Origin of the sequence: Kordiimonas laminariae (genome assembly GCF_023008165.1) — a bacterium.
GTDB classification, from domain to species: Bacteria; Pseudomonadota; Alphaproteobacteria; order Sphingomonadales; family Kordiimonadaceae; genus Kordiimonas; species Kordiimonas laminariae.
Map to the genome: position 1 here is coordinate 135,916 of NZ_JAKQZA010000008.1, position 12,562 is coordinate 148,477.

Genomic DNA, 12,562 nt, shown 5'->3' on the forward strand with positions numbered 1-12,562 from the left:
AATCAATGGGATAAAGTAAAATTTATGCATGCATAAAAGTGATGTAAAAAAGCAGATAGATTAAGGTTTATTGTGTTCACGTAAGGAAGCTTCATCTTCAACTAGCGCTTCAGCGGCTTGCCTACACCCGTCTACAACTTTGTCTCTTAAAAACAACATAGTTTGCATTTGTATTTGCGTTTCCACCTCCGCCTCATTTCCATAAACCAATGACGTAACATGTAATAGCGAAAATGCGGTCAAAATCGCGGGGCCATCTAACCCAGAATTGATAGCGCCTGCATGAAAACGAGGTGTACCATCAATCAAATCTAATGATGTATACGCACCTGCAATACCTGCATGAATTCTATAACTAGATAGCTTATAATCTGGAGGAAGAGCGGGCCAATCTACCGCCTCTTCCAAATGTTTAAATCTGGGTTGTTTTTCATTCAAACTTTTTGCGGCCCACCCATAAGGACCAGAAAATGAACTACCGTATAGCGTAATCGCTGCTTGAAAATCTTCTTCAATCTCTTTCAAGTCCTCAGGGAGGCTTTCAAGCTCATACTCTTGCCCATTATAACGATATTCGTTTTTAACTTCTTCACGAAGACTAACCACTTCATGAGCCATATAACGCTCAGCTACTTCGTTCCCAAAACGATCAATGACAAAAGCTACTATCGAAATTTCGTATAACGTTCTCCACCGTGCAAAAGCACCGTCCGGCAATCCATTTTCTAAAAGAGTAAGTATCTCCATAACTGTTCTACAAGCCCGAATATGCAAAACAGTGATTACTTCATCTTTTGCACTTCCTTCCTCCCTATTTAAGCTCGAAATTTTGCCGACAAATTCCTCACCAATTTCTTTAGCCGCAGCCAACATCATCCTTAGAGGATCAAGCCCAACGGACCAACGAGCATCCAAACGGCTACGAAAACCATTCATACTATCGTTTTCATATGCTTTATGTTCTGGCCAACTTTCTTCAAGATTTGCCACCATATTTTGAGCACTATCTTTCACCGTACGCAAAAGAACTTTAGGTATACTCTCATTATAAAATGCTTCAACATCACGATGAAATGCCGACACCTCTTCTTCAGTGAAATTCAAATTAATATTTTTAGTCGTTCCCTCTTCACCATCATCCCACGAAAATCTTTCTTCCTTACCTGACAAAATATGGTCTGCTAGAGCATCTAAATGAGTTTTATCTTTTACCCCATGTGCCCCTAATTTTTTTTCCAGTAAACTGCGCAACACAAGTTTAGGCACATTGGTTTGAATCATATCCTCGATGGCCTCAGTCAAATCTGTCATATTTACTTCATCAACTTTCTACCAAGGCAAAACAAAGATACCATTGTGGTTTTCCACATGTCTTGCATGGTTATCAGACAACGTTTGCATAACTCCTGATAAAACTCGCTCTGCTAACTCCTTACGCCTTTCAGAAAAAGCTTCGCTATCATCAGCTTCAAAGTCCCTACGTTCGTTCTGAATATGAATTCTGTTTCGCAACTTTCGAAGCTCATTCATTTCATCATAAATATCCGGCCCTAAACCATCAAAGACTCCATGATCTTGAGAGAAACGAATATACTTATCCAGCTTGTCAGCTCTACGTGGATTATCCTGAATTTCATCAATAAGATCTTGAGGAACATTATCAATTCCTTCGATTGTATGATTCACTGCTCGGAAAAAAAAATCATACAAGACAGCGTCTAATAAAGATCCAATTTGAACGATAATCAACTTTCTCAAATACAGTTGCTTATCAACGTCGTTATATAAGTCGTAGAGTAACTCAAGAGCATCCAAATTATATTGGATATTGTCCCCAATTTTAAAAATACCTAAAAAATTTGCTTCTATCTGTGTGGTCATTTTACTCCTTCTTACCTTCAAATTGATATGTACAAAAACTAAATGCTCACCAATAAGACTGACTTACTTGGACCATAATTATCATCTAACTCATTTTAATATATTACGGTGAGACCATCTTGTGTATTCATCTCTATTATTCAGATAAATCTTTAAAGTATTTATCTACCATCAGCATCAATGTCTTGCTGGCTTTAGTACTATTCCTGCCTTTATTACCACCTCGCTGCTGCCCAAACTTCGTAAAGTTAGACATGTCGGTATACATCCAGTGATCTGTCACATTTGAATTATCACGATCATACAAAACATATGATATTTTAATCCGAATAGATTGATCGTCTTTTAAAATAGCCTCCAAGTCATTCCAGAACTGAATATGATCAGCATTGTGCCCAACCATCCCTTTATCTCGGGTTTTATTTTTCACGTCGATAAAGTTAAATCGAGGAGAGGCTTCATCCGGGCACTTGATAAAATCGATATCGGTTGTTCTGCCCTTCCATCGATTTTGTGACAAAACGAAATCATATAAGTATCGGTTTGCCCAAAGAGAATATAATTCTTCACATGAATACGGTTTCAGTAGTTCTTTAGCATTCTCTAAAACAGCTTCATTTTGCGCTTCAGAAAACAAGTCTCTACCAAACGTTTCTGAGTTGTCCCCATTATGACGAATATCAAAGTGTGCAAGGAGATTACTGATATCACTCTTTACAAACTCACCATTTTCACCAAAAACATAAACCGAATAAAACGCTCTAACCAACTCAATATTGTAGGAGCTTCCGAACAAAGCCAAAGCTGGATGAATATGATCTGCAAACTCTTTATTCAGGCTTGGGATCTGACAAATATATAGCTTTATATCAGGTATAGCTGACAAGAGCTTATAGAGTGGTTCATACTGCTCAATTGGCATACTTGTGACGGTAAAATATACACAATTCGACAAAGGATTCTTCTGCTTACTGCTGACAGGAACAAACCAACCACCATCCAAGGCATTATGCTTTTGCTGATGCTGAACAGAAAACTTTAACTCACCATTATAACCAATGATCGAATTAAAAAAGGCATTCTGTTTTTCATTCTTTATGAAAGGTCGACTACCTCTTTTATCGAGAGTGACATTACTATCATTTCTTGTATATATCCCGCCCCAGAACACCCTCAATAATTCATCTAAAACTATGTCTTTTTGCATAAACACACTTACTGGTTACATTTACTGTGAATAAGAACATACTATGAACAAACACCCTTTACAAGAGAATCTCTGGGTGTCATTATGATGAAAATGTCAAAATTCGTCCCAGAGAAAGTTTAAGTAAAATGCAGGATATGTCCTTCCGTGAACTCCGCGAGTTGAATGCAATGTCTGTCGAAGATGCTGCAAGCCTCATGGGGGTTACAGTAAAGACCATTTATCGGTGGGAAAAAGGTGAGGTTCACCCCAAGGAACATTGCCTTGAAATCCTGCGAAACAAACTTGCCCACAAACAGTCTCCTCAAAAGGATAACCACGAATTTACTTTCATAGATTTGTTCGCAGGAATTGGAGGCATTCGCAAAGGGTTTGAAGCAATCAACGGCAAATGTGTATTCACAAGTGAATGGGACCAATACGCTCAAAGAACATACCGCGCAAATTTCCACGACGATCACCATATCGCAGGTGACATTACAAAAGTGGAAGCACAAGATATCCCTGCTCACGATGTTCTGTTAGCCGGTTTCCCGTGTCAGCCATTCAGCCTGGCTGGTGTTTCCAAAAAGAATGCCTTAGGTCGCGCACATGGCTTTGAAGACAAGACACAGGGAACGCTATTCTTTGATGTGTTGCGCATTATTAAACACCACAAACCAAAAGCTTTCCTGCTTGAGAACGTAAAGAACCTGAAAAGCCACAATAAGGGTGATACATTTGCGACCATCGTTGGCGCGTTGAAAGCTGAAGGCTACACACTCAGTACTCGTGTTATTGATGGCAAAGGATATGTACCACAACACCGTGAGCGTATCTTTATTGCCGGCTTTAAGGAAGACACAGGCTTTAACTTCGATAACCTGGAATTCGCGGACCCGAAGACAGGTCCTATTCTTGAAACAATCCTGCACGACGAAGGTGAAGAGGCAGAGGCGGAATACACGCTCCCTGTTACTGGACAAGGTTCTAACGCTGCCTCAAGAGTAAATGATAAATACACACTAACTGACAAGCTATGGGCTTATCTTCAGGCCTACGCAGCCAAACACAAGGCAGCAGGTAATGGCTTTGGATATGGCCTTAACGGCCCTGAAGACAAAGCACGCACCCTATCCGCAAGATACCACAAGGATGGCAGCGAGATTCTGATAAAACAGGATGGTAAAAACCCTCGTCGCCTAACACCTCGTGAATGTGCTCGGTTGATGGGATATGACATGAGCAAAACACCGGAGATGATTATTCCGGTATCAGATACACGTGCATATCAACAGTTTGGTAACTCGGTAGTCGTCCCGGTAATTGAAGAAATAGCAAAGTATATGAAGTCTCATATTCTGGAGCTGGTCGCCAAACAAAAAGAGGAAGATAAACTTCTTCAAATGGCTGCTGAATAAGGTATTCAAAAATGGACGTTGTTACCCCTGAGAAACGAAGCCAGATGATGGCAGGTATCAAGGGTAAGAATACCAAACCAGAACTTATCATAAGAAAAGAGTTATTCAGGCGGGGCTTTCGTTACCGCCTGCATGGAAAGAAGTTACCCGGCAAACCGGACATTATTCTTCCCAAATACAAAACCGTTGTTTTTGTGAATGGCTGTTTCTGGCACAAGCATGACTGTCACTTATTCAAGTGGCCTAAAACTCGCACAGAATTCTGGCGAGAGAAAATCCTTGGAAATGTTGCAAGAGACAAAAAGAACCGAGACTTACTCAAAGCAGATGGATGGAAAGTCATTACAATCTGGGAGTGTGCAATAAAAAACAAATCCTATGATGAAATTTCTCTGGAAATTGATAAGCTTGCAGAATCATTATTAAATACAGAATATATTAAGCACGCTTAACAAAAGGACATTGGTTGTATGGGGGCACATTCAGGAACTTATGATAGCCACAATGCTAGAGAAGCATCGCTTGATAAAATTATCTCAATCCTGAAATCGTTAGGTGTTACCAAAACCTATATCAAAAAACTTGCTCCCAATGATAACAGCAAGAACCAACCCTACTTTGGTGGACACCTAACTGATCTATCATTCCTGCCTACTGGCGAGCTTATACCATCGGTGACTACTTCGAATAAGAAAACGCCAGCTAATCGCAAGATCAAATATACTACAGACATTCCTTTCACCTGGTTCGACACTGAAGGCCAAACCTATAACGCTCCCAGAGCCAAGCTCATCTATTATCCACAATACCCTGAAGTACGTTTCTCTGGTTTCCTCCTCGGTTCCAAAGTTGAAGCTGGAATGTGGATGGACCCGAAAAGACAAGGTCGAGCCCAAGGCCGCTGGCTCATACTTGGTGTGCATCCCGAGGGAATGACATATGGATATCTTGTTACGCCGGGATGTAATCTTTCCAGGGAGCTGGAAAATACGGAACTGATAGAGTTTGGCACAATATTCAAACAACTGGATATGACTGCTGGTGCAGATGCACCCAAGGTTTCCACTAAAGACGCACTTATTGCCAAACTCAGAGAGATCCATGAAATGGGCTGGGTTTCCAGCTGTAGACTTACTGGAGAAATGGACCTTATCCCATACAAGGCAGCTAATGGTGGTGGATATACATTGGAGGCTCTATTGGGAATTTCCCCAAACGGTTTTGCCGAGCCCGACTATCTGGGATGGGAGGTAAAGCAGTTCGGGGTAAACAAGTTCCCCAGTATAGGAGCCAAACCAACCACACTAATGACCCCGGAGCCTGATGGTGGCTTTTACAAAGACACTGGAGTGATCGACTTTATTCGCAAATACGGCTACCCGGATGTTTCTGGTATTGAAGACAGATTTAACTTTGGTGGGAAGCATATTGTCGGAAAGGTTCATGAACGTACAAACCTGACTTTATCTCTTCTGGGATTTGATCCTGAAGCAGGAAAAATTATCGATGCCGAAGGATGTATTGCTCTGCTTGATGCCGAAGAAAATATTACGGCCAGCTGGAGTTTTGCAAAACTTATGGATCACTGGAAACGGAAACATTCCCAAGCCGTATATATTCCATCACTAAAACGTAAAGAAGGTGGCGAATATAGGTATCATTACGGGAAAGATATTGAACTTGGTACTGGAACCAATCTGGAGATCATGCTTCGAGGTATGCAAACAGGCTTTGTATATTATGATCCTGGTATCAAAGTAGAAAATGCATCAAGCGACAAACCAAAATCCAAACGTCGTAGCCAGTTCAGAATTAATCATAAGCAACTTGGACAGATGTATAAGAACTTTGAGCATGCTGATTTGCTATCAGCAAATTCATAACCAATATGGGACATATCTCTCTAACGTCTTTGTGAATTCCCTTATTACGATATCTTTATAACTATTCCGATCATTATCGCTTGTTGTAAGGATGTGCTTGTATGAAGTATCTGGATGATCGCCGTGTACAAATTGGCTTTGTTGTAACTCTTATTGTCTCACTCTTATTTCTACACGGAATTGAAGGCGATTATGGTCGATCACCTGCAACCTATATCCCAACGCTATCATCCTTGATCACAGGCTTTGCATTCGGTCTTTTACTCGCAGGCCTCTACACACTCACCCGCTTCCTGATTAAACGCTATAGCAAATGGGTGTTTCTGATCTTTCTTGCAGGCTTAATACTGATTGGTGATTCTGCCGGATACAATTCTGCTGCGGCGGCTGTTACGAGCCCTATTGCTGGCATTATCGGGTTTATCTGGGGCATAACGATTATCATGTACCTCTATTTGAAGGTACACTTCAAATTCATCCCCAAGACCAAACTGCCAAACGTATTTGGTTCTTCCCGCTGGGCAACAAAGGAAGACTTGGCGGAATGGGATTTACTAGGTGAACAGGAAAACTCCAATGGCTTGTTTCTGGGTAAGACCGAAGATGACAGCATCATCTATGATGGTGATATGCATGCACTCACAGTAGCCCCTACAAGAACGGGTAAAGGAGCCACTGCGATTATCCCAAACCTCTTGCGCTCTAATTCATCCATATTGGTCATTGACCCCAAAGGTGAGAATGCACGGCGTACTGTAAAAGCTCGCTCTAAAGTCTGCGATGGTAGAGATAGCAAAGTATATGTGATTGACCCTTGGTCTATCTCGACACAAGCAGACAAATATGGTGAAGGGATTTCAGAAGAATATCTAAGCGGCTTTAATCCCCTAGCCTCCCTTAATCCAAATGATCCTGATCTTGTGACTGATGTGATGATGCTGGCTGATGCACTGGTGATTGATAGTCCGAAAGACCCATTCTGGACAGATGAAGCCAAGGCCCTGATTTACGGCGTTATTCTATATGTGGTGACGGATGAAGCAGAAGAAGGTAACCGTACCCTTGCAAGAGTAAGAGATATCATCTCCATGCGGCCTGCCAAGGAAACCGATATAGACCTCACTGATACCTTCAACGAGATCATCATAAACATGCGTGCCAGTGATCACCCAATGGTACAGACAGCCGCAGACCGCATTGAGCAAAAAGAAGCCAAAGAATTCTCAGGCGTATTGTCTTCTGCACAATCCAATACGCATTTTCTGGATAGCCCTATTATTAGAAAAAGCCTTGAGGGAAATAACAGCAATCCATTCAGTTTCGCTGATCTTAAGACAGCAGATGAACGCATTACGGTTTATCTTGTACTACCACTGGACCGACTACCAACATTCCACCGCTGGCTACGCCTGCTTGTAACATCAGCAATGATTGATCTCACCCGCGCACCTGTAGACAATGCAAAGCCGCCGGTACGTGTGATCTTGGATGAATTTGCTGCTCTGGACAAAATGCCACTCATTGAAAAAGCTTATGGCACGATGGCAGGGCTTGGTGTGCAGCTATGGGTGTTTACGCAAGACCTTGGGCAATTGATGAAGCTATATGGTGACAAGGCATGGCAGACCTTTGTTTCCAATGCGGGTGTATTCCAGTATTTCGGTTCAAGAGATTATGAAACTGCCAAATATGCTGAACATCTATGTGGCATGACCACAATGAAAAAGCGTTCTTTCAGCTTTGGTAACAACCATAGCCACACATCGGGGATAAATTCATCAAGTGGTGCACAAGGTGGATCATCTGGTTCATCATCAAGCATCACAACTGGCTCAAACGAAAGCTTCACGATTGATGATGTTTCACGTCCGCTCGCTTATGCTGATGAAATGATGACCTTACATAGGAATAAACAGATTTTATTTGTAGAGAACCGTTATCCGATTATTGCAGAGAAACATTGGTGGTTTGAAGACCTTCACTCCAAAACACTCAATAGATAACCTTTATTTCTGGCGAATCACAAAAAACAGGAAGCACAATATCGCAAGCCCACCAAAGGCCGTTTCTAATTGCGGGCTTCTTTTACCATGCCCAGATACTAAATTAACCATATGCTCACAGTTATCTCTGAGAACATCGTACGGTTTCCCGATCAGAGATCTAGCCATTTCAACAGAACGAGATCCTTGTTCATAAGCAGGAATCCCTTCCGATACTATGAGTTGTCCCTTACCAAAGGTTTCAATAGTTTCTTCAACTACACACCCAACATCTTTACACGCATGAACAACGGTATTCGCACCGGTTGCAATTCCCTTGTGCTGAATAACCCTACTGAATAACCCATCCTTTGATCGTGACAATCTTTCGCCCACCTGATACATTGAATACCTCCGATAATTTTGAATCAATATATCATTATGGTACAATAATTCATCATGAATAACAACAATAAAAATGAATACACTACTTTTTCCATGATTTTAGGCCAGTTAATCATGAATAAATGTGAAGCAACTGGCATTCCACTGACTCAGCTTTATGAGCAAAGCGGGGTTAGTCAGGCAACTTGGTCTCGAATAATGAGGGGGCAAACCAAGCTAGGTGTTGAAGATTTATTCAACCTCTCAAAAGTAGCAGGATTGAGTCTACCAAGCTTGATGCGTGATGCTGAATCTATTTCAGAAGCTCTTCCAACTCAGAATGTAGAGGTTTCCGAACCAATCGGCACAAAATCTAAGAATGGAGAAACAATGAAAGTAGTACTTGCATCAGCCGCATTAGCATTCCTGATAAGCCGACTTTTAAAGTAACCATCTATTCAGTTATTTATCATTTTGATGCATCAACTGCCGCGCGTGATAAAGGTCTCGATAGTATCTCAACCATTGATTTTTGATTAGATGAATCATTCACTGCATCCGTCGAATAACCTGTTGACTGCGGTGAGAATATGCAACTCGAGGCCTGCAGAAGCACAACATCCCTCACTCCTTCATCACCAGATGCTTCTACAAGAGCAGAATGAGTCATTAGAGCATTTTGGCGATGCTTATTTATAATTGCATTGTGTTTGTGGCTCAAAAAGTTCTTTGCTGAAAGAAACAACATGTAAGCCACAACTGAAAAAATCAAAAATTTACTAATTGATAACTGAATAGCATCGTATGGATTTTCTGGAATTAATATAGGTATTTTATGTAGAAACAAACTTATTATAGCGAAAATAACAAGCCCAACAGACAACCATATAGTCGCTTTTTTCCAATTACTAGCCGCCTCAGCATGTACTTCATATTCAGTAGAAAAATGTATAGCTTCTTTAGTTACACCTTGTTCAGCAGCTATTTGGCGAATTTCAGTCAAAACATCTTCAGCTGCTTCTTTATATTTGAATAATTCGTTAGATACTTCAGATGATTGCTTACTAATAGCACCTAAAGTCGCTCTTGCTTCTGTATCGAGGCGTTGAAAATCAGCTGCACGATGCAGTGAATAAGCTATATAGACATACAAAGTATCAAAAGCAGGACGATACGCTGCTGCTGTTTGGTCGATCAATGCTTTTCGAGCACTACTGGGATCTTGTGTTCCTGGGTCAAACCTTAATACCCGATCAAACAACTCTAAATGTTGTTTGGCGATATCATTTATCCTATGGAGCGATTCATCTGGGAAATCATCCAACGCTATTATGGATAATCGCTTGTATAATTCGATTAATTTTTGAGCATCATCAACAATCTCATTAAAATTTAGCGTTGCTCCTAAATCTGTCACTCTCGGTAATTCAGATACATCAAAATTCTGTATTCTATTTAAAGAGTATTTTGCTTCTTCATATATTGTCTTTTCATCATCTGACATGAATTCCTCTATTCTATACTTGGTATATATTGTAATTTATTGGATAAAATATCGCCTCGCAACATTTGAAATATAGAACTCAACAACTTGTTTATAAACACTATAGAGATGAACGGGGGATGCAACGGGGGTGCGCAGCGACCCCCTTGCCAAGTTTGTGTTGGTAGTACCAACACACATCTTGCATTTATCTTAAACGGAACGATTTATCATTTTGGTTCGTATTTACAGGACCAAATGCGGCAGTCATTTGAGATTCAAAAGAACTAGATATGCATCAAGGTACAACTACATATGGGGACATGCGTGTCCTGAGATATGGGTGTAGTGAACTGAGGTGGGTTTAGATTTTATATTCCGAGGCTTAATTGGGGTATTTCTTCATCCCCATTATCATCGCTGAGGTTAGAAATACCTATCCCTATCAGACGCACAGTTTTTGCCAGTTCAACCTTATCCAGCAAGTGAATACCAAGGCGTAGGATTTCATCAATATCTGCGGTGGGGTGATCAATGGTTATTGAACGAGTGATTGATTTAAAATCCGAGTATTTGATTTTAAGGGTGACGGTTTTACCGGATGCCTTAGCTTTCTCAATACGGGTATCAAGAGACTCTGACATATCTTTTAATTCATCAGCGAGGATGTTCTTATCCTTGGTGTCCTGACGAAAGGTGTTTTCAACGCTAATGGATTTACGTTCAAGGTCCGGATTTACAGCCCGGTTATCGTTACCTCTAACGATATGATAATAACGGATACCAGCTTTGCCGAAACGTTGATGAAGTTCATGCTCACTGAGCTGCTTTAAATCCGCACCTGTGTAGATATCCAACTTGTGCATTTTGGCTGCGGTGGCTTTGCCAATGCCGTGAAACTTTTCTATTTTCATGGCTTCAAGAAACGCAGGTGCGTCTTCAGGTAAAATCACTTTCATGCCGTTTGGCTTATTTATATCTGATGCAGTTTTTGCCAAAAATTTATTGAAGGAAATACCGGCAGATGAGGTCAGACCTGTATCCTTGAAAATTCGTTCTCTGATTTCCTTGGCAACCTGCGTTGCATACGGAATGCCATGCTTGTTTTCTGTTACATCAAGATAAGCCTCATCCAATGATAGAGGTTCAACCAGGTCCGTATAATCATTGAAGATAGCGCGTATTTTCTGAGAAGCTTCGCGGTAAGCATCAAAATTGGATGGAACAAAGATAATATCAGGGCATAGCTCTTGAGCCTTACGACCGGGCATGGCTGATCGAACGCCATAGGCTCGGGCTTCGTAACTGGCGGTCATTACTACGCCCCGCTCACCACCGCCGCCAACAGCAATGGGTTTTCCGCGCAACTCAGGATTATCGCGCTGTGCAACGGAAGCATAAAACGCATCCATATCAATATGTATGATCTTCCTGATACTCATGTGAACACTTCTATTTTATTAGAATCAAACTAGCATATGTTCTTATTTTGTTCCAAACGATATTTGAGGTCATTCACTTTGAAAGCTGTGCATATCCATGTGGGGGATATGGCGCGTCCTGAGGCTATCTGATTAACTGAAACGATATATGGGTGTAGCAACCCTCGTTACGTGACATCGCCCTTTCTTGAGGGTCGGATGACGATGAAATATGGCCAGAGCAATCTGGCCTAATACATCGTACTGCTTCACGTAACGCAGTTGCTAACATCCGGCCTACCAGAAAAAGAAAGGACAGCGATATGGCCAAAGACAAATTTAACGAACTACTCAGGAAGATAAGCAAGATGGAAGCGGACGATTGCGGACGTTTGTTATCAGCTTATTTAAACCTGCCTTCATCGGAAGATAGAAAGCTGGTTATCCGGTTCGCAGAAACATTGATTAAACCTAGTGACAGGTATCATTGATTGCTGCGATTGCTCTGGAAAGTGTTGATCTATCAACGCCAAAACGTGGTGCAAGATCGGTTAATGTCATACCGTTTTTATGTAGGGCATATGCCTGCTTAGTCTGGTTGATTGTTAGCTTCCTTGGTCTTCCCAATATGGTTCCGCGTTCTTTAGCAGCAAGCATGCCTGCTTTGGTACGCTCTCTGATTAGTTCACGCTCGAATTCAGCAAGTGCGCCCATAATATGGAACACAAGTTTCCCTGATGGTGTTGTGGTATCAATTCCGTCCGTCAGAGAACAAAATCCAGCGCCTCGTTCGCGCAAGGTGTCTACCAGCTGAATAAGGAAGCCTAATGAGCGGCCTAGCCTGTCGAGTTTCCAGACCATAAACACGTCATTTTTCCCTGTTGCTTTGATCGCAGCATCAAGGCCGTGGCGATTAGATTT

General features: G+C 41.4%; 13 protein-coding genes. 6 read left to right on the forward strand and 7 right to left on the reverse strand.

All coding sequences use genetic code 11. From position 1 onward, the window contains the following. Positions 1 to 60: 60 nt before the first annotated feature. The 3 genes from MF542_RS15480 to MF542_RS15490 form a co-directional block, all read right to left on the reverse strand. Positions 61 to 1,311 (reverse strand): DUF5677 domain-containing protein, encoded by a 1,251-nt coding sequence (locus tag MF542_RS15480; RefSeq protein WP_247021097.1) that lies wholly within the window; start codon positions 1,309 to 1,311, stop codon positions 61 to 63. 18 nt (positions 1,312 to 1,329) lie between these two features. Further along, positions 1,330 to 1,881, reverse strand: a complete 552-nt coding sequence (locus MF542_RS15485; protein ID WP_247021099.1) for a hypothetical protein — start codon at positions 1,879 to 1,881, stop codon at positions 1,330 to 1,332. A 136-nt stretch (positions 1,882 to 2,017) separates the two neighbouring features. Next, entirely contained in the window at positions 2,018 to 3,088 is a 1,071-nt protein-coding gene (locus MF542_RS15490) for a hypothetical protein (protein ID WP_247021101.1), read from the reverse strand. Between the two features lie 128 nt (positions 3,089 to 3,216). Between MF542_RS15490 and dcm the strand changes: the two genes are divergently transcribed. From dcm to MF542_RS15510, 4 genes are all read left to right on the forward strand, one after another. Next, on the forward strand, positions 3,217 to 4,488 hold the full coding sequence (gene dcm / locus MF542_RS15495) for a DNA (cytosine-5-)-methyltransferase (RefSeq protein WP_247021102.1): 1,272 nt from the start codon (positions 3,217 to 3,219) through the stop codon (positions 4,486 to 4,488). 11 nt (positions 4,489 to 4,499) lie between these two features. Continuing rightward, on the forward strand, positions 4,500 to 4,940 hold the full coding sequence (locus MF542_RS15500; protein WP_247021104.1) for a very short patch repair endonuclease: 441 nt from the start codon (positions 4,500 to 4,502) through the stop codon (positions 4,938 to 4,940). Between the two features lie 18 nt (positions 4,941 to 4,958). Further along, the gene (locus MF542_RS15505; protein ID WP_247021107.1) at positions 4,959 to 6,371 is read left to right on the forward strand and encodes an MvaI/BcnI family restriction endonuclease; all 1,413 of its coding nucleotides are present in this window, start codon (positions 4,959 to 4,961) and stop codon (positions 6,369 to 6,371) included. Positions 6,372 to 6,472: 101 nt separating this feature from the next. Beyond that, positions 6,473 to 8,374: a type IV secretory system conjugative DNA transfer family protein gene (locus MF542_RS15510; protein ID WP_247021109.1), complete on the forward strand. Its 1,902-nt coding sequence runs from the start codon at positions 6,473 to 6,475 to the stop codon at positions 8,372 to 8,374. Positions 8,375 to 8,377: 3 nt separating this feature from the next. Here MF542_RS15510 and MF542_RS15515 read toward each other — a convergent pair whose 3' ends face one another. After that, positions 8,378 to 8,758: a C40 family peptidase gene (locus MF542_RS15515; RefSeq protein WP_247021112.1), complete on the reverse strand. Its 381-nt coding sequence runs from the start codon at positions 8,756 to 8,758 to the stop codon at positions 8,378 to 8,380. 54 nt (positions 8,759 to 8,812) lie between these two features. On the opposite strand from MF542_RS15515, the gene MF542_RS15520 reads away from it, so the two are divergent. Next, positions 8,813 to 9,187, forward strand: a complete 375-nt coding sequence (locus tag MF542_RS15520) for a helix-turn-helix domain-containing protein (RefSeq protein ID WP_247021114.1) — start codon at positions 8,813 to 8,815, stop codon at positions 9,185 to 9,187. Positions 9,188 to 9,206: 19 nt separating this feature from the next. Here MF542_RS15520 and MF542_RS15525 read toward each other — a convergent pair whose 3' ends face one another. Beyond that, complete coding sequence (locus MF542_RS15525) at positions 9,207 to 10,241, reverse strand: hypothetical protein (protein WP_247021116.1); 1,035 nt, start codon at positions 10,239 to 10,241, stop codon at positions 9,207 to 9,209. 350 nt (positions 10,242 to 10,591) lie between these two features. Beyond that, the gene (gene dinB / locus MF542_RS15530; protein WP_247021119.1) at positions 10,592 to 11,662 is read right to left on the reverse strand and encodes a DNA polymerase IV; all 1,071 of its coding nucleotides are present in this window, start codon (positions 11,660 to 11,662) and stop codon (positions 10,592 to 10,594) included. A gap of 302 nt (positions 11,663 to 11,964) precedes the next feature. On the opposite strand from dinB, the gene MF542_RS15535 reads away from it, so the two are divergent. Beyond that, complete coding sequence (locus MF542_RS15535; RefSeq protein WP_247021121.1) at positions 11,965 to 12,132, forward strand: hypothetical protein; 168 nt, start codon at positions 11,965 to 11,967, stop codon at positions 12,130 to 12,132. On the opposite strand, the gene MF542_RS15545 is transcribed toward MF542_RS15535, so the two are convergent. Then, the coding region (locus tag MF542_RS15545; protein ID WP_281501733.1) for a recombinase family protein at positions 12,113 to 12,562 on the reverse strand (450 nt) is incomplete at its 5' end. The two genes, MF542_RS15535 and MF542_RS15545, sit on opposite strands and share 20 nt — an antisense overlap.

What these genes read in the sequence shown, in the direction of transcription:
- MF542_RS15515 (WP_247021112.1), bottom strand. Translation starts at nt 8,758, where the DNA reads ATGTATCAGGTGGGCGAAAGATTGTCACGATCAAAGGATGGGTTATTC.
- MF542_RS15520 (WP_247021114.1), top strand. Translation starts at nt 8,813, where the DNA reads ATGAATAACAACAATAAAAATGAATACACTACTTTTTCCATGATTTTA.
- MF542_RS15535 (WP_247021121.1), top strand. Translation starts at nt 11,965, where the DNA reads ATGGCCAAAGACAAATTTAACGAACTACTCAGGAAGATAAGCAAGATG.
- MF542_RS15485 (WP_247021099.1), bottom strand. Translation starts at nt 1,881, where the DNA reads ATGACCACACAGATAGAAGCAAATTTTTTAGGTATTTTTAAAATTGGG.
- MF542_RS15505 (WP_247021107.1), top strand. Translation starts at nt 4,959, where the DNA reads ATGGGGGCACATTCAGGAACTTATGATAGCCACAATGCTAGAGAAGCA.
- MF542_RS15490 (WP_247021101.1), bottom strand. Translation starts at nt 3,088, where the DNA reads ATGCAAAAAGACATAGTTTTAGATGAATTATTGAGGGTGTTCTGGGGC.
- MF542_RS15510 (WP_247021109.1), top strand. Translation starts at nt 6,473, where the DNA reads ATGAAGTATCTGGATGATCGCCGTGTACAAATTGGCTTTGTTGTAACT.
- MF542_RS15525 (WP_247021116.1), bottom strand. Translation starts at nt 10,241, where the DNA reads ATGTCAGATGATGAAAAGACAATATATGAAGAAGCAAAATACTCTTTA.
- MF542_RS15480 (WP_247021097.1), bottom strand. Translation starts at nt 1,311, where the DNA reads ATGACAGATTTGACTGAGGCCATCGAGGATATGATTCAAACCAATGTG.
- dcm (WP_247021102.1), top strand. Translation starts at nt 3,217, where the DNA reads ATGCAGGATATGTCCTTCCGTGAACTCCGCGAGTTGAATGCAATGTCT.
- MF542_RS15500 (WP_247021104.1), top strand. Translation starts at nt 4,500, where the DNA reads ATGGACGTTGTTACCCCTGAGAAACGAAGCCAGATGATGGCAGGTATC.
- dinB (WP_247021119.1), bottom strand. Translation starts at nt 11,662, where the DNA reads ATGAGTATCAGGAAGATCATACATATTGATATGGATGCGTTTTATGCT.